Below are 22882 nucleotides of genomic sequence, written 5' to 3' on the forward strand. Positions count from 1 at the left end.
CTTTTATTTTTGCTGGCTAATAAAGTTCAAACCTGCAACTATCGCCGCTACTTGAGCAAGTATACATTCTTGAGGATTTGTTCTTGGACTATCTGGATAAACCTCCGTCGTAGTTGTATACTCAGCATTTGATAAAGACATGCATAATTTTTCTTTGTCTGAATCACATGCCATAATTCCATCCCTGATAATATCATCACCTAATATATTTATGCTAGGATCAGTAGGAGCAATATGAGTAACTTTTGCTACTGCATCAATTATATATTTCTGGAAGTCATAGTGTGGATTTCTATTGTTAGCAACTAAATAAAATCCATCTGGAATACCCCATTTATCTATAGTTATACCCTCACGAGCTGCTAATGCTGGTCTAAATTCACTGTCATCAGTATCTGTTGTCTCATGCAAATCTATATGCATCAGAAGTTCAATATTTAATGAGCTAATATAATTCATTGCAAGAACCGACTCATCACAACCACTCTCTAGATAGAACGATCTATTAGGATCCATAGCATTAGGATTCCAACGGTTAATTGTTTCATATCCCCAAGGACTTAAGCAAGGCAGGATCAAGATATTATAATCACTTGCAAACTCTTTTGCTCTAGTTGCAGCAAAACTAATAGCTCCTTGAACACCACTTGTTTCATAACCATGTACACCACCTGTAACTAAAACATAGGGCTTACTAGCATCCCAGTTTTTAGTTTTAAGTGCATACAACTTATAACTGCCTACTGGATAATCAAGCTCTCCATAAACATCGATATCAAAATCTTTTGATAGTGCCAAAATCTTTTTTTCAGCTTCTTCTTTGTACGATCTTTTTTTGCTTTGCTCTGATAACCATTGGACCTTTTCTTCAGAGCCCCACTTTTTACCAGGTGTTCCTATATGATATTGTGTAGACATATTAATTCCGTATAATAAAATTCATTTATGCAAATAGTATAACGATTAATAGCCTGACTCTGCAAAATTTTATTTATTATTTATCAAAAACTTATAAGTTCTGACTTAATTTAGAAGATTAAAGAAAAACACTTTATCATCTTTAAAAATTTTAAGCTTTTGCAATTATTTTTATGAGGAATTTTTATGGCTGGGCTACCAGGATTCGAACCTGGGAATGACGGGATCAAAACCCGTTGCCTTACCGCTTGGCGATAGCCCAACATAGACACTAACGAAAGTTAGTACGCATAGTTTAATGTTTTGACTACCCATTTGTCAAGAGATTTATCAACTTTTCTTGCAAGTTGTTGTAGTTTATTAAGATCTTTAGAAAGTAGATAAAAGCATGAGCCTGTACCAGTCATTCTAAAATCCTGATCAATCTCATCTAACTGGCTTTTAAACTCAGGATATTTTGCAAAAAAAACATTTTCAAAGTCATTATGCATAACACTAGTATCAAAACTTAAATCTCTCGGTAGCATATTCTTTGTCTTTACTAAACTTTCACTCTCAAAAAACTCTTTAGTACTAACATGAATATTAGGTTTAACTAGCAAAACATATTGTTGCTCAAAATCCTTAGAGTACAAAACATCTCCAATTCCTTCAGCCCATGCTGACCTACCATATACAAATATAGGTACATCTGCACCAAGCTTCGTAGCTAATGGTATCATCTGCTCGTTTGATAGTTCTGGCAAGTAATAATCACGTAGTGCTATTAAGGTCGTTGCAGCATTCGAGCTTCCCCCTCCAAGACCAGCACCCATTGGTATATTTTTGATAATATCAATATCAACTCCGATATTCTCAATATTATAAGCCTCTTGAAACTCTTTAACAGCTTTATAAATTAGATTATCTTCTTTTGAAGCTATTTGTATATTACTTGTAATTTCAATTTTATTAGAGTTATTAAATCTAAAGCTAATATGATCTTTTAGATCCAAAAAAGTAAACCAAGTTTGTAAATTATGATAGCCATCATCTCGCTTATTCAATATATGCAAAAACAAATTAATTTTTGCATAACTTTGATAATTCTTAAGTTTTATATTTGCCATGATTTTATAATGATCTTTAATATTAGATTCTCTCTAGTCATTCTAATTTTAGCCGGCAACGGATACTTAGAATCAACTAACTCATAGTTTTGATAAGAAATATCCCAACCATTTTGAGATAATTTACTTAGCAACCCTTTTGAATTTAGCTCTGTATTATGTTTAATATTTGGTATAGCTATAGCTTTGATCCAGTACTTAAGTCCATCAACAGGAACATACCAGCCTAATTGCTCCAGCATTAAAGTTTTAGCATCTTTAGCCGTTATCTTCTGACCTTTGCTATTTTCAAGCGATACCTCATCAGCATCTCCTTTTATTTCAACACTTCCTATACCAAAAGGACCATACAGGCTAATACTGAAATTATCACCATCTTGAGCATATACATAATTAGCAGACTCTGCCTGATTATTATAAATAATCCCAATAATTCCTTTTGCCTGCCACTTATTTAATTGCAAAAGCTCTTCAGATGTCAATTTTTGATCAAATGTAACATTATCAGCTATTGGAGTAACATTAGATTGCATACTAGCGCATGATACTAATAAAGATAAGAATATCAGAACTAATATTAATCTAATCTTGAGCTTTATATCTATTTTTGACTTTAACATAATGCTCTGCATTTTCTTTGATAATTTGTCTCTCATGATCACTAATTGGTCTAATTTTTTTGACTGGCGAACCTAAATACATATAACCTGACTCTAGAATCTTACCTGGAGGAACCAAGCTTCCTGCTCCCAAAAAAACCCAAGACTCAACAACAGCTCCGTCAAGAATTATAGATCCCATGCCTATTAGACAATTATTTTTGATCTCACAACCATGCAATATCACACCATGACCTACTGTTACATCATCTCCAATGGTTAGTGGATATCCTTGACCTGAATCTTTTGGATATTCTGTAGTGTGTAGTGTACTACAGTCTTGAATATTAGTACCCTTTCCAATAGTTATTGTCAAAAGATCTCCTCTAACACTAACTTGTGGCCATACTGATGCATTCTCTTTTAAAATAACATCACCAATTACAGCTGCTGATTCATCAACATAAGCAGACTCATCAATCTTAGGTACTTTACCATTAAAACTTCTTATACATCTAGACATAACTGATCTCTAGCCTTATTAACATCATCCCTTAATGATACCAAACTATAGCTATCAAATCTTAGTCTTTTATCTTTATCAAATGGTTGAGCGTAACCATTATCATCAATAATAAAGAGTGCTATAGCATTAGGATTATCTTTAAAAAACTTCTCTAGTGGATAGTTAGGAGTAATATTCGTACTTCTAATCGAAGCTCCTTGATTTAATCTATCTATCAAAGTGTTAAAATCGACTCCTTCATCAAATAGCAAATTTGCTAGATTCGTTTCTATCGATCCTATACCTTTGTAGCTTTCTTTCTGAGATGCTCTTAATACAAAAACATTATTTGATCCGAACTCATATTTATACTTCATTGCGGACACAGCATTCACATACTCGCTTGTAGATAATCCTAGCATCGCCCCGATACCTACCAAATTAATACTCCAATCAGCATGAGCTGATACAGGACTACCATAATAAGTATTTAAACCCAGCTGACGACACTTCTGGACATTTGCCCATGATGAATCAGTAATTACAACCTCAATATCATTCTTAACAAACACCTCAGCTAATTCACGTGCAAACCTATTTCCACCTATTATCAAAAATCCTTTACCTTCAGGTTCTGTAACCTTGAGTAGTTTTGAAATATATGGAGTGAATATACTCTGAAAAACTACTGTAAAAACTATTATCATAAAGACAAAGAATACTAAAGTATTTGCTTCACTATATAGCTCAGGATGTGATTTAGTAATCCTGACAGCAACTAATGCTGCTACAGATGCCGCAACAATACCACGGGGATATATAATCCCCATAACTATTCTTTCTGCGAAAGTTGTTTTAGATTTGATAGAGCATAATAGAACTACAATTGGACGTAATATAAACTGCAAAAATAAGAAAACTTCTATTAGGTCTAACCAATAATCTTTGAATAAACTAAAGTCTATCTCTGCTCCTAATACAATGAAAAGAACCGAGATAATAACAATACTTAGATTTTCTTTAAATGACAAAATATCAGACATCTTTATATCTTTCATATTAGCCATAACAAGACCAGCAACTGTTACCATCAGCAGTCCCGCACCATGCATCATAGCATCCGTTATTATAAAACCTACCACTATTACAGCTAAGACAAAAAAGCTTTTTAGATACTCAGGAATATAGTGTCTTCTGAAGCTCAAGCCTATAAGATAACCAAAAACAAAACCTGAAGTTATACCTAAAATACATACAAAAATTATATATGCTATAAATATACTTGTTCCATTAGGCTGATTCGCATAGTTACCACCAATAACAAACCACGCCAACATGAAAACAACTACTAATGCACCTATCGGATCTACAAGTATAGATTCCCATTTTAGAATACTGGCAATATGTCTTTTAGGTCTGACAGTTCTCATTAGTGGTGGTACAACAGTTGGCCCACTTACGCATGTAATACCGCCTATAAGCATAGACAATTCTAAATTTAAACCAATGACATAATAACAGAACATTGCCGTTAGTATTACAGTAATTCCCAAGCCTACAGTAGTCAAAAGTATCACAACACTACTAACACTCTTAATTTTACTAAAGTTAAGAGATAAACTACCTTCAAATAGAATAATAGCCACACAAATTGATACAAATGGAGACAATGCTTCACCAAAAATAATAGTACCATCTACGAGCTTAAATCCCTCTTGAAATATTACCTCAGATAAAGGTCCTAGAATAATCCCACTAAGAATCAAAAATAATATCGATGGAAGCTTCAGCCTCCATGATAAAAACTGCGATACAATCGCGAAAAATAATATTAGACCTGATGCTAATAGAATATAGTTAGATGAGTGTTGAAATAGTTGCAAACTATTATCCAAAGTAGTAGCCCTTAATCAATTATTAATAATAGGATTTTAAACATTATAGCCTTATTAGCTTTTTTATCAATGACATAACATAGTATCACCCACTCTAATACTATAAAACTCAAATATTTGCACCATATTTATGTTATATCCTTTTCTATATTTTTCTATATATATACCGATAAATCCAACGTTAACGTATTCATATGCTCACCATTATATAACCTCTGATATGAGTATTCTGGACCAAATAAAACATTATTGTCAAAATATGCCCTTTGTGCCGATGCAATCATCTGATTTTTGATTCCGGAAGATGTAAGACCAAATGTTGGAGATGCGTTTGATGTTGGCATAGGTATATTCTCAGCATTATATGATTGACCATACGTAATGTTAAAGTTAGTATCTCTTCCACCTAAGGTAAGAGCATAAGCTACACCTAAATACCACGCACCAGTATTTACACTAGACCCATTTTGGTGAAAATCTTGTTTATTTGTTGTAGCTGACCACCCACCTTGCAGCTGCCAGATTCCTCCAAGCATTGAATATGCCATAGTACCATCAAAGTTTAACACGCCAATGTTCTTTTCACTCTCTCCAATATTATCTAAGAATTGAGAAATACTTCCATTACCGGCACCAGCAATATTAAAAACATATCCAGCATTAAAACCAACTGATAAATCTTCTGTCCAAGAATCTGTATAGAAAAATCCAGCTGAAAAATTAGCTCTTTTATCATCTGAGCCAAAAACTGTAATATTAGTGTTTATAATATCATTCTTATAGTTTAACGAAACGTTAGTAACTTTATCAGGAGATAAAAACTCATCGATAATACCACTAGTCCAAGGTCCACCACCACCATAAGATCCTACCGAAAGCTTATTCCTACCAGCAGTTACAAAAAATGGAGATGTATCTAAATTACCAAAGATGACAAAAGCATTCCCTAAACCGAATCCTCCTGTTTCATCGGTATCAAAATCAAATTGAGCTGTTACATAATGACCTAAATTAGATAAAAAATATAGTTTCGAATTAGTTAGGTAAATATTTTGACCATTAGCAGGAAAATTCGGAGCACCTCCTGCTCTACTTATCTGACTCCCGAACCATGTTTGGGCATCCGCTTCTATATAGCCACCAAAAAATACTGAATAATCATCAAAAGTATCTCTTTGTCCTAATATTGTCGATGCAAAAAGATTACTTGAAATCATTCCTATAGGTATACTGTTGTTACCCGAATATGATCCTAAATAAGTTATTTGACCTTGAGTCGTAATTGCAGGTGTCCCACCAACATCAATTCTGCCATTTGATACAAAGACTCCTTGAGAGCCTGTACTATCTCCTAAGGATTGGCCATCACTAGCTATATTAGAAGCTATATCTTGAGGAGTTATCCCTCCTAACTCAAGTTGATTAAAGCTATCATCAGCTATTTTCTGACGATAAGTACTAAATTGTGACTTATTATTAGCTTCTACATTTTGAGACTGGACTTTACCAATTTCTTGTTTAAGTATAGAAATTTGTTGCTGAAGATCAGAAATTATTTGCATTTCCTGCTTTGACAAGCCTGATTTCTCACTAGGTTCACTAGCATATACTTTTATTGTGATTAAAAAAAATAATATAAGTATTGATTTAGAAAATAGTTTCACATAATCAAATCTTTGAATAAAAGTTGAAATAGATTACTTTATTTATGATAAACGCTAAATATTAATATTTGATGGCAGACATTAATTATTGATTGGAAAAAGAAGTTACATTTACATTTTTTTGATATATTCAGCAGCATTATCATCCAATGAGATAACGCCAGTATTAGCATCATAGTAAACAAGCTCAGCATAACGAGCCCAGTCAATAAATGTATCAAAGACGCGCTCTGCAACTTCCATTGGATAATAATCATCAAGCTCAGCTAAGAATCTACTCTTAGGAGCTGATTGACTTTCTCTCTCGCTTAAAACTTTAACAACATGACGAGCCAATGGAATATACTTTAAGAATAATCTTCCAAAAATAAACTTTCTTTCGTCAATATTTGAATCAATAAACTTACGTCCCATCGCAGTCATCTTGATATCACCATCTGATACTTCTGCAAATCTTAAAATTGATAGAATCTCAATAATTGGGAATAAATCATCAATATCAAGATGTAGATCATCTGCTAACTGTGGCAGATCTACTGCTTCAACATCCTTGATCTCAGCCATCTCATCTAAAAGACCATTCATCTCTGAAATATCCACATCTGGTAAACGATAACCAATAGTTATGGCGGTCTTCTTATTCATACGCTCAGATAGCTCTTTAGTTTGAGCAGTAGTCATCATACGATAGACCTGATCTACCAGATCGGCTACGCTAGGATCTTGTGAGCTTCTTGGATGAGGAATATTTATCTTCAACTCGCCACGTATAAACCCTGGATTACTCCCAAATATAATAATTCTATCTGCCGTCAAAACAGCTTCTTCAATACTATGAGTAACATACAAAATACCTTTCATTGCCTCATTATTTTCCCAAAGATCAAGTAAGTCTTCTCTAAGGTTCTCAGCTGTAAGAATATCAAGAGCAGAAAAAGGTTCATCCATCAACAAAACATCTGGCTCTAGTACAAGAGCTCTAGCAAAACCAACTCGCTGTTTCATACCTCCAGAAAGTTCTTTTGGATAAGCATTTTCGAAACCATCAAGACCTACCATATCGATTGCTTTCAATGCTCTTTCTCTACGCTCTTTTGCTGGAATATTACGTGCTTCAAGACCTAGTTCAACATTTTGTAGAACTGTAAGCCATGGCATAAGCGCAAAGCTTTGAAAGACCATTGAAATATCTGGAACAGGAGCAGAGACTTTCTTACCTCTATACATTACTTCACCTGAACTTGGGCTTAATAAACCAGCGATAATTCTAAGTAAAGTTGACTTACCAGAGCCAGATTTACCAAGCAATGCAACAATCTCACCTTCATGTAAAGTAAAGTCTATATTATCTAGTACTTTAAGTGTATGACCACCTTTGATGTTAAATTGCTTATTAACTTTTTCTACTGTAAAAATTTTTTTTGAACTCATTTTCTAAAAATCTCCTATGCTTACATATTCATACTAAAGCGATTTTCTGCATAGTTATATAATCTGCGCCAGAATAGTTTATTAGATGCTACTACCAATACACACATTACTATCACACCTAGCAGTACATTTGCCGTATGATCGCCCTGAAGGTTTGTATAATATGTAATATAATCTCCAAGACCTGATGCTTGAATTATTGACTGATCTCCTGTTCCCCAATTGATATATTCACACACAATACTAGCATTCCATGCACCACCTGCAGCAGTGATTGCTCCTGTGACATAATATGGCATAACTGCTGGGAACAAATACTTACGCCATTTCATAAAGCCTTTTAATTGCATATTCTTAGCCGCTAATTTCAGCTCGTCTGGAATTGCTGAAGCACCGGCAATCACATTAAATAATATATACCACTGTGTTCCAAGTGCCATCAATAAAATACACCAAATATTAAAATTAAGACCCAACGTAATCACTAATGTTCCGAAAATGCCATATAAAACGTTAACAGGGAATGCCGCTGCCATCTGTGCGTAAGGCTGTACTTTTTGAGCTATTCTAGGTCGCATACCAACCCAAACACCTATTGGCACCCAAATTATCGAAGTTATAAAAATAAGCACAACCACTCTAAAACCTGTTAATAAACCATATCCAAAAACTTTAAAAGTTTCTGATAAACCAATATCTGAGTTACCTCCATATACTGCTTGGTAAGCAAAGTAAAACAATCCAACAACTATCATCAAAGTAAATACTGTCCATAATATTTTCTGCAATAGTGTTTCTTGCTTTTCTTGTTTTCTATGGCGTGGTTGATTATAAACTTTGTTTAAATTTTTCTTAAAGAATCTTATATTAACTAGAGCTGAGCTTATACTTCCAAAGATGCTAGAAAAGAGTTTGGTTATTGCTGATTTTTGTAATATCTTCAAAAACCAAGACTTACTATAAACCTCTGATTGATTCTCACCCAAAACGAACTTTTCTGACCACACAACTAAAGGTCTAAAGAGTAGCTGATCATATAAGATAATAGTAACTAACATCATCATTATTGCTGCACCAACTGCTCTAAAATCTTGAGCATTATTTGCTGCATCTATAAATGATCCAATACCAGGTAAGTTAATTGGTATCGACTGCGAAGCACTAAAGTTAACAATGATTGTCTCTGATGCAACTATCATAAACCAACAAGCAGACATCGACATCATAGTATTCCAAACAAGTCCTGGCATAGAAAATGGTACTTCTACTTTCCAGAATCTCTGCCATGCCGAAAGCTGATACATATCAGCAGCTTCAACTAGCTCTTTGGGCACAGTTTTTAAAGATTGATAAAAACTTAGTATCATATTCCATGCTTGAGCCGTTATAATCCCGAATATTACAGCTGATTGCGCACCCCATAAGGAGCTTGGAAACAGAACTAAAAATCCAGTAACTGTGATAGCAAAGAAACCTAAAATAGGAATAGACTGTAAAATATCAACAGCTGGAATAATTATACTTTCCGCTCTTTTGCTTTTAGCCGCTAATGCTCCGAATATAAATGTAATTAGTAAGGAGATACCCAAACCAATAAACATTCGCATTACTGTTTCTGCTGTATAATACGGCAAAAGCCAAAGATTCAAAGAAACTTCTGAGTACTGTTGAACACTTGCTTGATTTGTATAATCTATACTCCCACCCAAGCCTGAGGTGGACCATACAAATATACTTAATATTAAAAGTATAATTGATAAAGCTAAAATATCCCACTTAGTGCGAGAAACCTTTGCTGACATATTAGAATTGTATAACCTTTTCATATGTCAAAACCCTTTGGTTTTTTTCAACAACGCCTTTAGTATATGCTATTTAGCTTTGTTTTTGTATTATAAATTTGATAATATTTTGCTAGAATCAAGGTAACTATAATCATTGTTAAATTGCCAAAATGAAAAAAGAACAAAAAGTTATAAAAGTAAATCCTGGTGAGAGAGTATCTTGCCCTACTAAATATCATGAAAATTGGAACTTACACCCAAGAGTGTATATTAATCTTAAAGATAAGAAGACTAATACTTGTCCATACTGTGGCACCGTTTTTAAAGTAGAAAAATAATCAATCTTTCTCTGTCTTTGCATCTTCTTTGTTATCTTTATCTAGTTGTTTGATAAAGTATGTCTTTACATCTTTGTATTCACTTTGATAGATGTCTACCTTTTCCCCTGAAGCATATTCAACATCTGTAAACTGCTCAAATGTTATCGGTGAAGATTTACCATCCTCTAAAACCTCAAACTGATATTTACCTTTTATTTTATCTACATCTTTAGTAGATGCATAAATATAGCTACCACCCGCACCTACCAATCCTCCTGTTCCTGCTCCGATAACAGCTCCAGACCCAGCTCCTACTGCTGCTCCTACTGCAATCCCCCCACCAACAGTTGCAGCAAAACATGGTGCTGCTCCGAGACCAAGAGTAACAATAGTACACAAACCTCCACCAATTATACCAAGCATTCCTCCTAACATTGCTCCACCAAAAGCTCCAACGCCAGCTCCAACAACGGCCCCAGACCCAGCACCAACACCTGTACCTGTAAGAACATCATCCTTAGTATCTTCTTTTTTTATTTCTTCCTTCGTCAACAGCTGCTTCTCAGAAACAATTACTCCAGGCCCTACTTCTGTAATTTTTGGATTACTTGAACACCCTATTAACAATATTGACAAAACTATTACCGAATACTTCTTCATGATACTCCTTATTTATTATGATCCATAACAATGCAATTTAACGCCTATATTCTTAACCAACTACTACTTCGCTACAAATGTTGACAACTATAATGGAGCATATACTATTATACTTAAGGTTATAACACTCCAAATCAATCCTAAAATAGCTCCTACGATACCACCTACTAAGACTCCACTTTTGGCATTTGAGCCATTATTTATAGTTATATAAGACGTGATAGTTACTGTCAGTACTAATACAAATAATTTTTTTATAAATTTCATAACTTATCACTCCATATTTATCAACTTGGTAAAAGCCCAAGATAGCCATAAATTTTGACATATTAAAAACCAAACTTTAGTTTACTTCAAATTGATATTTCTTATTTGGCATATAAGTTTTTCTGATATATAAGGTATAGTTGAATCCAATCCCTAAAAAAGATTTTAAGAAATAGAAATTATTAAATGATAGTTTTTAATTATTAGATTGTTGTAAATTATTCAATACTAAATCTTGGATATAGTAGATAGCTTGCATATTTTGTTTAGCCTGACCCTGTTCGCCGATACTGACTTCTAAGTATACTCTACCATTTCTTTGAGTTGCCTCAAATATAACAGGCTCTTTATATTTATCACAATAGGTCCATACTGTAGATTTTTGATCACTATAATCATCTCCTTTTATTTCAAATTGATCAGGATGTTGTTTTATAGCCTCTTTAATTGCTTGATAAACCTGTTTAACTGTAGTGCCCTGTTGCATTTCTATTCCATGTCTGCCACCATCAGATTCAAATCTATCATCTTGTACTACCATATCACCACCAAGAAATGGTATACAACTTGAAATAAACAAAGATACTAAAATCAATACAATCAGTTTTTTTTTCATCTGTAAATTCCCATAATAAAATAAAAGCCTAAGATTACAGCTATCAAGGATACAATCACACTCACTAGTATATAACTGATAGCCAATAATGCTTCGCCACGCTGTAACAAATTGAGGATATCTAAACTAAAGCTAGAAAAAGTAGTAAATCCTCCAAGAAAACCAGTAACAAAAAGAGATCGAACGTATGTCGAAATATCTTCATTAAAGAGCTTAGTTTGTATCAAAAAGGCTGCTATCATACCTATGATCAATGAACCTATAATATTACATAATAGTATTCCTATAGGAATTTGCTTAGAAATACTTGCAGTCGCCTGAGTCAATGCAAATCTTGACATGGCACCAAGCCCGCCACCAATACCAACCAATATTAATAAAAGTCCCATTTATTTCTCCAATATTTTATATGCTCCTAGCTCGATCATTTCTTGAGCTAGTAATTTACCGAGCCTCATAGGATTATCTCCGATAAGTTTTCTTTTTAAGATGTTTTTACCATCACTACTTGCAACCATTGCTGTAAGAGTTATCTGATTATCATGTAACTCTGCATATGCACCAATTGCGACATGACAACCTCCTTTTAGCTCTTGATTGAAGGCTCTTTCAGCAGTCGCAACACAAAAGCTATCACTGCAGTTTAGCTTTTGCAACTTTTGTAAAATTTCACTACTTTTATCCAAAGCTTCTATAACTACTATACCCTGACCCACAGCTGGTAAAGATATTTCTACAGGAATGAACTGTGTTATCCTCTCATTAAGCTCTAAACGAATAAGCCCCGCACTTGCTAGGATAATCGCATCATAGTCGCCATTGTCAAGCTTTGATAATCTTGTTTGAACATTTCCTCTTAAATCTCTAATCTCAAGATCACCCCTATAATGCAAAAGTTGAGCTTTACGACGTAAACTTGATGTACCAACGATTGCACCTCTTGGTAAATCATCTATGCTACTATATTTATTTGACACAAAGGCATCTCTAGGGTCTTCTCTGGGCATAAAGCTTGCTAAACAAAAACCTTGAGGCAGTTGATAAGGTACATCTTTAAGAGAGTGTACAGCAATATCGGCTTTGTTATTAAGCATCGCTATTTCTAGCTCTTTCATGAACAATGCCTTACCACCAATTTTATTAAGAGGCTTATCAAGAATAATATCCCCTTGTGTTTTCATAGTATTTATCTGACAACGAATATTTAGCTCTTGTTGAATTCGGTCTTTGACGTAATTTGTCTGCCACAATGCTAGTTTGCTTTCGCGACTAGCTATAACTATTTGTTTCATATTTTAAATGTCTTTGCGATAAAGTTTGATATATCTTTTATTTCTTCCATACATACAGAGTGTTGCATACCCACATAGTGTTTATACTCATTAGCAAAGCCACTAGATTTTAGCTTGTCTGATAAATCATGACCAAGAACTTCAGGCAATACTTGATCATCGGTACCATGGCAAACTAGTATAGGTAATCCTTTATTTATAGGTGTAATTTTATCTTTAAAATCATCCCATGCTGGCAAGTATGTAGATAAAGCCATAATGCCACCAAGCCTCCTTTGAGATGTAATAGCCGCATAAGTTGCGATTACACCGCCTTGAGAAAAGCCTGCTAAGATAATATTTTCACTAGCAATACCTTGATTAATTTGACTATCTATCAATTTATTAACTTTTGCTATTGAACTATTTATACCTTCAACATCAACCACCCTATTTAGACTATTTGCATCAAGTGACTTAATATCATACCAAGCACGCATCTGCATCCCCATGTTTATAGTTACAGGCATAACATCAGCATGAGGAAAAACAAATTTAATTTCATCTAATGAAACATCAAAATAATTGATAACATCAACAAAATCATGACCATCTGCACCCAGACCATGTAGCCAAATAACGCAAAATTTAGACTGCTTTGGTGACTCAATAAGTTCGTAATTCATAAAAATTCTAATTCTTCTAATATTAGTTAGAATGATACATTAATTTGAAAAATTTATTAATATCTAAAAAGTTAAACCATCCTCAAAGCATTGCACGTTAAGTAATTCAAGCTGTGAAAGAATAATATCAACACCAATTGTGGATAAGTTTGTTTATATCTATATGAAATTTTTGTTAAAAATATTGATTTACCAATTTAGTAGAGATTAGAAAGAAGCCCAAAACCATTGCTATACAATGGTTTAACGATCAAGAAAATACTTACTTATTTATTTGCTGCTATTTTTTATACCTTGTGGATAAAACTGTTAATTTATTGTTAGAACTCGGTTAATTCTCTTCAATAACCTTAAAGAAAGCCTCTTGTGTAACAAGGTTTACAGAGGTGTTTTGTAATTTTATTTGATCATTTAAGTCGTACTTACCACTAACAGCAAGTTTTTTAGTCATCGCTAAATCTGCGATAGAAACCATTAAACGACCTTTATCTAATTTTTCAATGACTGCAGCTTGGAACTCTAAATTAGGATTCTGCATTAGATAGACTAATTTCCAATGCGAATTAGAAAAACGCTCCGTTTGCCTATTTGACTTAATAGGAATATCTACTTGAGCGATTATATTATCAACATCATCAACACTAATCATTTGCTTATTTTCTAAGAAATTACGTAATTGATAATGAACAAGTAAATCTAAATATCTTCTTAGAGGGCTTGTCACTTGTACATAAGAGTCTAAACCCATACCTGCGTGAACATCAGGTTCTGTAGAGTATTTACCTCTTTGGAGCTTTTTACGTGTTGCAAACATATCGGCTATCGAGTCAATATTTTCTAAATCATCTTGCTCAAGATCATGCTCTGGCTGTGTCGAAAAAGGTACACAAATATTATTTTCTTTACAAAACTGTCCAATCGCAACTCCAGCCATCAGCATAGTATCACGTACCAATGTTCTTGAGTTTAAACGTGGTAAGTCAGTTAGCTTGACATTCTTATCATTATCTAATGATATTTTTATCTCAGGAAAATCAAGTTCTACCGCTCCCTTTGCCAAACGCTTATCAGTAAAATATTTAGTATAAACCTCTATGTCTCCAAGTTCTAGAGCAGAGATATTTTCTTCAACGAACTCATAAGAATATCTAGTAACTTTTATATTACTAAAACATATCTCAATATCATGAATATCACCTGACTCATCAAGTCTAAATCCTACTGACAAAGCTGGAGATACTTCTTGTAGGCCTAAACCTAACTTTTGTGTTGCTTGAGGTGGCAACATCGTAATTATATGCTCTGGCACATATAAGTTAGAACCTCGCGCTCTAGCCTCAAGATCTACTTCATCGCCAAAACTAATACTAGACGATGGATCAGCTATATGAACCCACATTTTATTTTGTTGAGCATCCCAACTAATCGCATCATCAGGATCATTACTACCCTCATCATCTATAGCATAAGCAGTCAGATGCGTTAGATCGACACGCTGACTATCTGACCCAGAATTATATCTAAATTCCGCAGGATTACTTTCTAACTCAGCACCATATCGATATAAATGAGGATTAAAGAATTCATCCCAATAACCAATATCCAAGAGTAGCTTATAAGCACTATTCTCAGACTCTTCCATATTTAAGTATTTAAAGAAACGACATTTAGTACTTTTAAGTGTTGCTAAAGCCTCTATCTCTTTAAGGAACTTTGTGTCTTCAACATTAAAAGTCTTATTATTAAGACGCTCTATGAAATCATTTAGTTCTTGTTCTTTTTTAAGCTTCTCTTGTTTATCGCTAACTATTTTATTTTTTTGCTCTTGTGAATGAATATTGATAGTAAAGTCATCATTAAAGCTAAAATACTCTCCCTCTGAAACCAAAAGCCATACAGTATAAGCTTGATTAGCTCCTACGGATTCAAAAAGAAGCTCACTTAACTCATCAATTGATGTTTGTTGTTGCTCTTGTAATAACTCCCATGTTAACTCTAACTCAGGAATTTCTAATTTTTCAAGCTTATCCAAATCAAAATCATTTTCTACAACTGTGAGTATTTGGACATTTTTTGCAGGTAATTTTATATTCTTACTATCTAAAGTTTCTATTTCTATTTTTTTATCTAATATCTCTACAACCTTTGCAGGTTTTGATTTAAAAATTACTAAGGCATTTTTGATGCTCTGATTTTCAAGTAACATAAAAAAAGTTCGGATGTTATAATGATGAGATTATAACATTCAATAGTTTATATTTTTATGCTAAATATCGATATTATACACAGTAGATTTATCAGAATTATAGGAAATATAGTCAAGCTAGTATCCAAGCTTTTTCATAAGATATTCCCAAAAAAAAGATTCACTCTTCCAAGCTATAGTAAACCACTTATAAAAACAAACAATCAATCAAATGTCCCTAGAATTATTTGGCAAACAAACTTTACTAATAAAGTAACTCTGCCATTATATGTAAATTATTTGTTTAATCGTTTTATGGCTCCACGCTATGAGTATAGATTCATGGATAATGATGCTGCAGATAAATATATTGCCGAAAATCATCCAGAAGCTCTAAGCGCGTATAAGAAGCTAACCGTAGGAGCAGCTAAAGCCGATTTATGGAGACTATTGGCTATATACAAAAATGGTGGTCTATATATAGATATGGATGGCTGTCTTGTAGCTAGACCTGAGAACTTTTTAAAAGATAAAAATGAAATGTTTATAAAAGCTAAACATAGAAAAGAAACAGATGAGTCTAAAAAGTACTACGTAACTAACTACTTTTTTGCTGCTGCTCCTAATAATTCAAAAATTAAAGAATACATTGATATTATCCTTAAGAATATCGAAGCTAACAGATCTGATTTAGGTGTTTGGTATTTAACAGGCCCTGGTGTAATGGAAGCAATTATGAATGATGAAAACACTACTTTTAGACATAGTAGAGAGACTTGTATACAAGGTGCTTTTACTAGCGATTATTTTCAATATATTGACAAACCAAATGCTCATTGGACAAAAACAGCTAATAAAGACATTCTAGAATCTTAAATTACTGAATAACTTTATCTTAGATAACTAGCAAAAATCAATAATACTAATTTTGAGAAAAATTAAGTTAACTTAGAGATTATTTATCTTCTTTCTTAACAGCTATACCAAGCTCATTTAATTGCTCAAGAGAAACATTAGATGGCGCTTCTGTCATCAAACAGCTAGCTGTCTGAGTTTTAGGAAATGCTATCACATCACGGATATTTGTAGTATTTGTAAGTAACATGATTAATCTATCCACACCAAATGCAATACCACCATGAATTGGCGTACCATAAGATAACGCATCTAGCATAAAGCCAAACTTCTCACGAGCTTCTTCATCAGAAATACCTAATAAGTTAAATACTTTAGCCTGCATATCTTGTCTATGAATACGAATAGAACCACCACCAACTTCATAACCATTGATAACCATATCATAAGCTCTTGAAAGTAGATTTTCTGGGTCTTTAGTAAGCTCTTCAACAGTCTCAACCTTAGGAGCTGTAAATGGATGATGAACAGCATATAAACGATTATCATCTTTCTCAAACATAGGAAAATCAACAACCCATAATGGTGCCCAATCCTTAGTGAATATTTCAAAATCTTCACCAATTTTAGCTCTCAATGCTCCCATAGAATCATTAACAATCTTAGCTTTAGCTGCACCAAAGAATAATACATCACCGACTTGAGCACCTGTTTTTTCAATCACCTTGAATAGTGTCTCTTCAGAGATATTTTTCACAATCGGAGACTGTAACCCTTCTTTACCTTCAGATAGTGAGTTAATCTTGATATATGCTAAGCCTCTTGCTCCATAGATACCAACAAATTTAGTATATTCATCAATTTTCTTACGGCTAAGCTTATCATTTCCACCTGGCACACGCATAGCCACGACACGAGCTTCTGGATCATTTGCCGGTCCTGAAAATACTTTAAACTCTTCGTTTTTCATATCTTCTTTGATATTTACAAACTCAAGTGGGATTCTAAGATCTGGCTTATCTGAACCATACTTATCCATAGCTTCTGCATAAGTCATTACTTGGAACGGAGTATCGAATTTCACGCCGATAGTTGCATCAAAAAGACCAGCAATCATTTTTTCCATAGTAGACATAATGAACGCTTCATCTATAAATGAAGCCTCGATATCTATCTGTGTAAATTCTGGCTGTCTATCAGCTCTCAAATCTTCATCACGAAAACATTTAACAACCTGGTAATATCTATCAAAACCTGAAACCATCAAAAGCTGTTTGAATAGCTGCGGAGATTGTGGAAGAGCATAGAACTTCCCATTAAAATTACGACTTGGTACAAGGTAGTCTCTAGCGCCCTCTGGAGTTGCTTTTGTCAAAAATGGCGTTTCGATATCTAAGAAGCCATTATTATCTAAGAAATTACGCACATATCTAATAGCTTTAGAACGTGTAATTAATTTGTTTTGCATTTCCGGACGACGTAAATCAATATAACGATACTTAAGCTTGACATCTTCACCAGTTGATTGGAAATCATCTAACTGAAACGGGATAGTTTTAGACTTATTTACAATCTCTAAATCTTCACCAATAATTTCTACTTTACCGCTAGCAAGATTTTTGTTCTCTTGACCTTCAGGGCGTAGATTTACTGTACCTGTAGCTTTGATTACATACTCACCTCTTAGGCTATCTGCTACTTTAAAAGCCTTACTCTCTGGATTAAAAACTAACTGAACTAAACCAGTTCTATCTCTAATATCTAAGAAAATAACACCACCATGATCACGGCGTCTATGCACCCAACCACAAATTGTTACTTTTTGATTTTGTAACTTCTCATTAACATCTGAACTATAATGTGTTCTCATTTAAATCAACCCTTCAAAAGTTTTTAAAAAATAAATAGACAAAATTTAATCACGATATTATAGCAAGAAATAATAGAGAAGACTAAGTTGATACAAATAAAAATTTAGATAATTATGAAAATTTAATACGCTTACAATACTAAATTAAATTTGGTCAAGGCATTTACAAACTAAAGTTTATAGTAATATACTTTGTATTAACTATCTTTTTAAACTCAAACAACTAAAAAATGGTAAATGTAGAAAATATCAAACTTGATTACTTAAGCCCAGATGACTATCAGGAACTCAAAGAGGCTATGATAGAAGTCTACAATATTAGAAACCCTTACTGGGAAGATCACCAAATAGACACTCTAATAAAGAAATTTCCGGAAGGACAAGTCGTTATAAAAGTTAATGATCAGTTAGCTGGATGTGCATTATCAATTATTGTTGACTACAAAAAATTTGGTCATAAACACACTTATAAAGAAATCACTGGAAATGATACATTCAATACCCATGATGATGAAGGTGATGTACTATACGGTATAGATCTATTTGTTAAGCCTGAGTTTAGAAGTATGCGTCTAGGTCGTAGACTTTATGACTACAGAAAAGACTTATGCGAAAGACTAAATTTAAAAAGCATTATTATCGGTGGCAGAATACCTGGATATCATGAATATGCTGATAAAATGACTCCTCAAGAGTATATCAACAAACTTAAAAGACAAGAACTACACGATCCTGTTTTACGCTTTCAGATGAGTAATGATTTTCAACCAATTAGAGTTGTCAAATCATATTTAGAAGGTGATACCGAATCTAACGACTTTGCAGTATTACTAAAATGGACAAATATCTATTATGAAGAAGAAGCAAAAGAAGCAGCCCCTATAAAAAGAGATGTGCGTCTTGGACTAATTCAATGGCAAATGCGTCCATATAAAGGTTTAGATGAGCTAATGCAACATGCTGAATACTTCGTAAATGCTGTATCCAACTATAGATCTGATTTTGCATTATTCCCAGAGTTTTTCAATGCTCCATTAATGGCTGAGAATAACCATTTATCAGAACCTGAAGCAATTAGAGAACTTGCAAAACACACACAAACAATTACTGATAAATTCTCAGAGTTCGCTATAACTTATAACATCAACATCATTACAGGAAGTATGCCTGAAATGAAGGATGGAAAGCTATATAATGTTGGTTATCTATGCCGTAGAGATGGTACTGTAGAGAAGTATGAAAAACTTCATGTAACTCCTGATGAAGCTATGGTTTGGGGACTTCAAGGTGGTGACAAGCTTGAAGTATTTGATACTGATTGCGGTAAAATTGGTATATTGATTTGCTATGATTCAGAGTTCCCTGAATTAAGTAGAATACTTGCCGAAGATGGCATGGATATTCTTTTTGTACCATTTTTGACAGATACTCAAAACGGCTTCTCAAGAGTTAGAAACTGCGCTCAAGCTAGAGCTATAGAAAACGAGTGCTATGTTGCTATAGCAGGTAGTGTGGGTAACTTACCGAATGTACACAACATGGATATCCAGTATGCTCAATCTATGGTATTCACACCTTGTGACTTTGCCTTCCCTCCTACAGGTATAAAAGCTGAAGCCACCCCAAATACTGAGATGATACTAATAGTAGATGTTGATATTAATCTACTTCGTGAATTAAATCAGTTTGGTAGTGTCAAAAATCTAAGAGATAGACGTAAAGATTTATATACTCTTAGACGAAGAAACTGATAGGATACTTACTAGAAACTAGACTCTATGACCATATTCTCGCATATGCTTAATAGTTTGATTATTTGTGCCATTTTTTTATCTTAATTATATTTCATAATCACTAAAATTTTCTGCATAAGCCTTAGTTTTAATCTTCTTATCTAATCTATAAAAAGCAATGCATGAGTAGACACCAATTAAAGAGACTATAGCCATATACACAAAATATAGCTGATACCCTAATACACCGGGATAGGTTTCTAATAAGTATCCATTTAGTATAGGTAGTAATATATCTGGTGAAAAAGATAACATTGCTGCCACACCTATAGCTAAACCCAATATCTCTTTTGGAAAATCGCACATCTCTATAGTAGACCAATAAGTTCCTCTTGCTGCATAAGTTACTATTCCAAACAACATTACAATAGCAATAATTATCGAGGTATTGTTAAAAAACATAGGTATCGCTATAGCTGAAATACTCAATAAAAACAAAGAAATCATGATTAATAGCAAAGTTTTTAATATACAAAACTTATCAGCAAAAATTCCAGCGCACATTGCACCAAAAGGCTTTGTCCAAAGTTTCAAAGCAATAATGCCTCCAACCATATAGGTCGTTAATCCAAATCCTGATTCATTTAAATAACCTGAGAAACTAAATGTTGACCAAAATACTTGATATGCACAAAAAATTATAAGTACAACATATTTAAATCTTCTATTTCTAAATATAATCTTTAAATTCTCTAATAAATTACCTTTAACTATTCTCTCAATTTTCTTTATATCTGGACTTTGCTTGAAGCAGAACCAAAAAATTATACCGACAAAAATACAAATAGCAGAATACATTAATATGACATTTATTAAAGCTTGAGGATCTTTATCGGAAGTTTTCTTCGCGGTTATAAAATAAATATATACTGCAGCTGTTGCTAATATAGCTTCAACAAGACCTCTACCTCCCTCAAAGGCTCCAAAAAACTTACCTTGAGCATTTTTACCAGCAATGATATTTATCAGTTTCAAAGAGGCTGCAGAAAAGGATAAGCCTGTAGTTATACCCCATCCTAAATATACAAAGCATAAAGAGTAAAAAGATGGAACAGTTGAAAAATAAAAACCAATACAGCCTGTACCAATTAGAGAGAATGTAATTAGCTTTTTCATCGAAATCTTATCTGCTAACCAACCACCAGGAACATATCCCAAGAAAAATGATAAGCCCAATATTGAATACAAATTACCCAATTGAAAAATACTTATATTAAAGGTTGCAAGCATTTGATCCTGAAAGTTTTGCCTAAGATAAACTATTGGATATATAACTCCTCCTGCTAATATTAATAACAGAAGTTCTAATGTTTTTTGTCTGCCCATTTTAATACCCTCGAAATAGAGACTATAAAAAGAGATATAGATTTAAGCCTTATCTCCATACGCTTGTATATGCTTAGCTATTCGCTGATGTGTTCCATACATGCTATGGTTTTGCATTTTTTCTCTATACTTACTTGCTGGTACTGTTAATCCCACAGCTTCGGCAACCTCTCTAATCAAAGCAGGACTTGCCCCACAACAGACTCCTAAATAATTAACCCCAAAATCATAAGCCTCTTTAGCAAACTCTCTAATCTCGTAACGATTACAAAACAGCGGATCTAATGCTGTAGGGAATGGTCTACCATGTGGTGATGGGCAACTACAACCATTATTATCTGGTAGATTAAAAAATGTTGGATGATCATCTGTTGTCCTATATGGAACAGGTAACGCTGCAACATGGCATTTAACGGCTTTACGAATATCTTTGAGATATGGAAGCATTGTCTGAGGACCTCTAAAACAATTTAAGCCTACGACATCTGCTCCTAATTGCTCTAGCTCTTTACACGTATCAACAATTGACCAGCCATCTAACATCACGTTTTGACCCATTGGAGCTATTGTTAAAACTGCTGGTAAGCCAGATTTTTTGATTACTTCAACGGCCTTAAATGCTTCCTCAGCATAGGAAAATGTTTCTCCTATTATCATATCAGCACCTTCTTCAACTGCCCAAGTCACCATCTCATCAAACATTCTCTCAACTTCTAGCTGAGCCTTTCTATCCCCTTGCTTCCAAATATTTGAGTTGCAAATATTACCCGCCATCAAATTTGGCTGAACTCCTTTAGGAGCAGAATCAGCAACTTTTTTAGCGATTCTAAGAGCTTGTCTATTCAAATCCTCTATAATATGCTCCTGCCCTGCTACTTTAAGCTTTTCTCTATGCGCATAATAGGTTAAAGCCTCTACTACATCAGAACCTGCATGCTGAAACTCTCTATGTAATCCTTCTACAATCTCTGGATGATCTAAAACTACTGTTGGCACAAATTCACCTGATGCCAAGAATCCGCGTCTTTCTAATTCAAAAATAAAACCTTCTGCGCAGATAACAGGACCTTTATTTAAACGTTCTATCAAACCTTCTTTTTCTTTAATACTCATTTTTATACTCCTCTT

At 33.7% G+C, this 22882-nt stretch carries 21 protein-coding genes and 1 tRNA gene; 3 read left to right on the forward strand and 19 right to left on the reverse strand.

Going from position 1 to position 22882, the window contains the following annotated elements; translation table 11 throughout:
- Positions 1 to 3 precede the first annotated feature (3 nt).
- The 9 genes from FTPG_RS01825 to FTPG_RS01865 all read right to left on the reverse strand — a co-directional run bounded on the left by FTPG_RS01825 (position 4) and on the right by FTPG_RS01865 (position 9947).
- Positions 4 to 918 carry a M14 family metallopeptidase gene (locus tag FTPG_RS01825; RefSeq protein WP_004286707.1) on the reverse strand — a complete coding sequence of 305 codons (915 nt, stop codon included), beginning with the start codon at positions 916 to 918 and terminating at the stop codon, positions 4 to 6.
- A 187-nt stretch (positions 919 to 1105) separates the two neighbouring features.
- A tRNA-Gln gene (locus tag FTPG_RS01830) sits at positions 1106 to 1180 on the reverse strand.
- A 19-nt stretch (positions 1181 to 1199) separates the two neighbouring features.
- Entirely contained in the window at positions 1200 to 2027 is an 828-nt protein-coding gene (gene ispE, locus FTPG_RS01835; RefSeq protein ID WP_004286708.1) for a 4-(cytidine 5'-diphospho)-2-C-methyl-D-erythritol kinase, read from the reverse strand.
- On the reverse strand, positions 2015 to 2659 hold the full coding sequence (gene lolB / locus FTPG_RS01840; protein ID WP_200150470.1) for a lipoprotein insertase outer membrane protein LolB: 645 nt from the start codon (positions 2657 to 2659) through the stop codon (positions 2015 to 2017). Before lolB ends, ispE begins: the two co-directional genes overlap by 13 nt.
- Positions 2610 to 3149, reverse strand: coding sequence for a gamma carbonic anhydrase family protein (locus FTPG_RS01845; protein WP_004286710.1), 540 nt, complete (start codon positions 3147 to 3149; stop codon positions 2610 to 2612). Before FTPG_RS01845 ends, lolB begins: the two co-directional genes overlap by 50 nt.
- Entirely contained in the window at positions 3134 to 5014 is a 1881-nt protein-coding gene (locus FTPG_RS01850; protein WP_004286711.1) for a cation:proton antiporter, read from the reverse strand. Before FTPG_RS01850 ends, FTPG_RS01845 begins: the two co-directional genes overlap by 16 nt.
- Positions 5015 to 5181: 167 nt before the next feature.
- The gene (locus tag FTPG_RS01855; protein ID WP_004286712.1) at positions 5182 to 6690 is read right to left on the reverse strand and encodes a DUF3573 domain-containing protein; all 1509 of its coding nucleotides are present in this window, start codon (positions 6688 to 6690) and stop codon (positions 5182 to 5184) included.
- A gap of 111 nt (positions 6691 to 6801) precedes the next feature.
- Positions 6802 to 8121 (reverse strand): ABC transporter ATP-binding protein, encoded by a 1320-nt coding sequence (locus FTPG_RS01860; protein WP_004286713.1) that lies wholly within the window; start codon positions 8119 to 8121, stop codon positions 6802 to 6804.
- A 20-nt stretch (positions 8122 to 8141) separates the two neighbouring features.
- Positions 8142 to 9947, reverse strand: coding sequence for an ABC transporter permease (locus tag FTPG_RS01865; RefSeq protein WP_004286714.1), 1806 nt, complete (start codon positions 9945 to 9947; stop codon positions 8142 to 8144).
- 128 nt (positions 9948 to 10075) lie between these two features.
- Here FTPG_RS01865 and FTPG_RS09630 point away from each other — a divergent pair, with 128 nt between their 5' ends.
- The gene (locus FTPG_RS09630; RefSeq protein WP_004286715.1) at positions 10076 to 10243 is read left to right on the forward strand and encodes a zinc-finger domain-containing protein; all 168 of its coding nucleotides are present in this window, start codon (positions 10076 to 10078) and stop codon (positions 10241 to 10243) included.
- Here FTPG_RS09630 and FTPG_RS01870 read toward each other — a convergent pair whose 3' ends face one another.
- The 7 genes from FTPG_RS01870 to FTPG_RS01900 form a co-directional block, all read right to left on the reverse strand.
- Entirely contained in the window at positions 10244 to 10885 is a 642-nt protein-coding gene (locus FTPG_RS01870) for a hypothetical protein (protein WP_004286716.1), read from the reverse strand.
- 87 nt (positions 10886 to 10972) lie between these two features.
- Positions 10973 to 11152: a hypothetical protein gene (locus tag FTPG_RS01875; protein ID WP_035722124.1), complete on the reverse strand. Its 180-nt coding sequence runs from the start codon at positions 11150 to 11152 to the stop codon at positions 10973 to 10975.
- A gap of 196 nt (positions 11153 to 11348) precedes the next feature.
- Entirely contained in the window at positions 11349 to 11768 is a 420-nt protein-coding gene (locus tag FTPG_RS01880) for a hypothetical protein (RefSeq protein ID WP_012280127.1), read from the reverse strand.
- Complete coding sequence (gene crcB, locus FTPG_RS01885; RefSeq protein ID WP_004286718.1) at positions 11765 to 12157, reverse strand: fluoride efflux transporter CrcB; 393 nt, start codon at positions 12155 to 12157, stop codon at positions 11765 to 11767. Before crcB ends, FTPG_RS01880 begins: the two co-directional genes overlap by 4 nt.
- Positions 12158 to 13060, reverse strand: a complete 903-nt coding sequence (hemC, locus tag FTPG_RS01890; RefSeq protein WP_004286719.1) for a hydroxymethylbilane synthase — start codon at positions 13058 to 13060, stop codon at positions 12158 to 12160. It lies immediately after the preceding gene.
- Positions 13057 to 13725, reverse strand: a complete 669-nt coding sequence (locus FTPG_RS01895; protein ID WP_004286721.1) for an alpha/beta hydrolase — start codon at positions 13723 to 13725, stop codon at positions 13057 to 13059. Before FTPG_RS01895 ends, hemC begins: the two co-directional genes overlap by 4 nt.
- Positions 13726 to 14056: 331 nt before the next feature.
- On the reverse strand, positions 14057 to 15931 hold the full coding sequence (locus FTPG_RS01900; RefSeq protein ID WP_004286722.1) for a ribonuclease catalytic domain-containing protein: 1875 nt from the start codon (positions 15929 to 15931) through the stop codon (positions 14057 to 14059).
- A gap of 57 nt (positions 15932 to 15988) precedes the next feature.
- On the opposite strand from FTPG_RS01900, the gene FTPG_RS01905 reads away from it, so the two are divergent.
- Positions 15989 to 16786, forward strand: coding sequence for a glycosyltransferase family 32 protein (locus FTPG_RS01905; protein ID WP_004286723.1), 798 nt, complete (start codon positions 15989 to 15991; stop codon positions 16784 to 16786).
- Between the two features lie 79 nt (positions 16787 to 16865).
- Here FTPG_RS01905 and aspS read toward each other — a convergent pair whose 3' ends face one another.
- A complete protein-coding gene (gene aspS, locus FTPG_RS01910; protein WP_004286724.1) occupies positions 16866 to 18635 on the reverse strand; it encodes an aspartate--tRNA ligase in 1770 nt (589 codons plus the stop codon).
- 230 nt (positions 18636 to 18865) lie between these two features.
- Between aspS and FTPG_RS01915 the strand changes: the two genes are divergently transcribed.
- Positions 18866 to 20386 (forward strand): carbon-nitrogen hydrolase family protein, encoded by a 1521-nt coding sequence (locus FTPG_RS01915; protein WP_004286725.1) that lies wholly within the window; start codon positions 18866 to 18868, stop codon positions 20384 to 20386.
- Positions 20387 to 20473: 87 nt separating this feature from the next.
- Here FTPG_RS01915 and FTPG_RS01920 read toward each other — a convergent pair whose 3' ends face one another.
- Positions 20474 to 21754, reverse strand: a complete 1281-nt coding sequence (locus tag FTPG_RS01920; protein ID WP_004286726.1) for an MFS transporter — start codon at positions 21752 to 21754, stop codon at positions 20474 to 20476.
- 42 nt (positions 21755 to 21796) lie between these two features.
- Entirely contained in the window at positions 21797 to 22867 is a 1071-nt protein-coding gene (locus FTPG_RS01925) for a homocysteine S-methyltransferase family protein (RefSeq protein WP_035722127.1), read from the reverse strand.
- Between the last annotated feature and the right edge of the window lie 15 nt (positions 22868 to 22882).

The sequence above is a fragment of the Francisella philomiragia subsp. philomiragia ATCC 25015 genome, from assembly GCF_000156715.1.
Taxonomy (GTDB): domain Bacteria; phylum Pseudomonadota; class Gammaproteobacteria; order Francisellales; family Francisellaceae; genus Francisella; species Francisella philomiragia.

What these genes read in the sequence shown, in the direction of transcription:
- FTPG_RS01825 (WP_004286707.1), bottom strand. Translation starts at nt 918, where the DNA reads ATGTCTACACAATATCATATAGGAACACCTGGTAAAAAGTGGGGCTCT.
- ispE (WP_004286708.1), bottom strand. Translation starts at nt 2,027, where the DNA reads ATGGCAAATATAAAACTTAAGAATTATCAAAGTTATGCAAAAATTAAT.
- lolB (WP_200150470.1), bottom strand. Translation starts at nt 2,659, where the DNA reads ATGCAGAGCATTATGTTAAAGTCAAAAATAGATATAAAGCTCAAGATT.
- FTPG_RS01845 (WP_004286710.1), bottom strand. Translation starts at nt 3,149, where the DNA reads ATGTCTAGATGTATAAGAAGTTTTAATGGTAAAGTACCTAAGATTGAT.
- FTPG_RS01860 (WP_004286713.1), bottom strand. Translation starts at nt 8,121, where the DNA reads ATGAGTTCAAAAAAAATTTTTACAGTAGAAAAAGTTAATAAGCAATTT.
- FTPG_RS01865 (WP_004286714.1), bottom strand. Translation starts at nt 9,947, where the DNA reads ATGAAAAGGTTATACAATTCTAATATGTCAGCAAAGGTTTCTCGCACT.
- FTPG_RS09630 (WP_004286715.1), top strand. Translation starts at nt 10,076, where the DNA reads ATGAAAAAAGAACAAAAAGTTATAAAAGTAAATCCTGGTGAGAGAGTA.
- FTPG_RS01870 (WP_004286716.1), bottom strand. Translation starts at nt 10,885, where the DNA reads ATGAAGAAGTATTCGGTAATAGTTTTGTCAATATTGTTAATAGGGTGT.
- FTPG_RS01875 (WP_035722124.1), bottom strand. Translation starts at nt 11,152, where the DNA reads ATGAAATTTATAAAAAAATTATTTGTATTAGTACTGACAGTAACTATC.
- FTPG_RS01880 (WP_012280127.1), bottom strand. Translation starts at nt 11,768, where the DNA reads ATGAAAAAAAAACTGATTGTATTGATTTTAGTATCTTTGTTTATTTCA.
- crcB (WP_004286718.1), bottom strand. Translation starts at nt 12,157, where the DNA reads ATGGGACTTTTATTAATATTGGTTGGTATTGGTGGCGGGCTTGGTGCC.
- hemC (WP_004286719.1), bottom strand. Translation starts at nt 13,060, where the DNA reads ATGAAACAAATAGTTATAGCTAGTCGCGAAAGCAAACTAGCATTGTGG.
- FTPG_RS01895 (WP_004286721.1), bottom strand. Translation starts at nt 13,725, where the DNA reads ATGAATTACGAACTTATTGAGTCACCAAAGCAGTCTAAATTTTGCGTT.
- FTPG_RS01900 (WP_004286722.1), bottom strand. Translation starts at nt 15,931, where the DNA reads ATGTTACTTGAAAATCAGAGCATCAAAAATGCCTTAGTAATTTTTAAA.
- FTPG_RS01905 (WP_004286723.1), top strand. Translation starts at nt 15,989, where the DNA reads ATGCTAAATATCGATATTATACACAGTAGATTTATCAGAATTATAGGA.
- aspS (WP_004286724.1), bottom strand. Translation starts at nt 18,635, where the DNA reads ATGAGAACACATTATAGTTCAGATGTTAATGAGAAGTTACAAAATCAA.
- FTPG_RS01915 (WP_004286725.1), top strand. Translation starts at nt 18,866, where the DNA reads ATGGTAAATGTAGAAAATATCAAACTTGATTACTTAAGCCCAGATGAC.
- FTPG_RS01920 (WP_004286726.1), bottom strand. Translation starts at nt 21,754, where the DNA reads ATGGGCAGACAAAAAACATTAGAACTTCTGTTATTAATATTAGCAGGA.
- FTPG_RS01925 (WP_035722127.1), bottom strand. Translation starts at nt 22,867, where the DNA reads ATGAGTATTAAAGAAAAAGAAGGTTTGATAGAACGTTTAAATAAAGGT.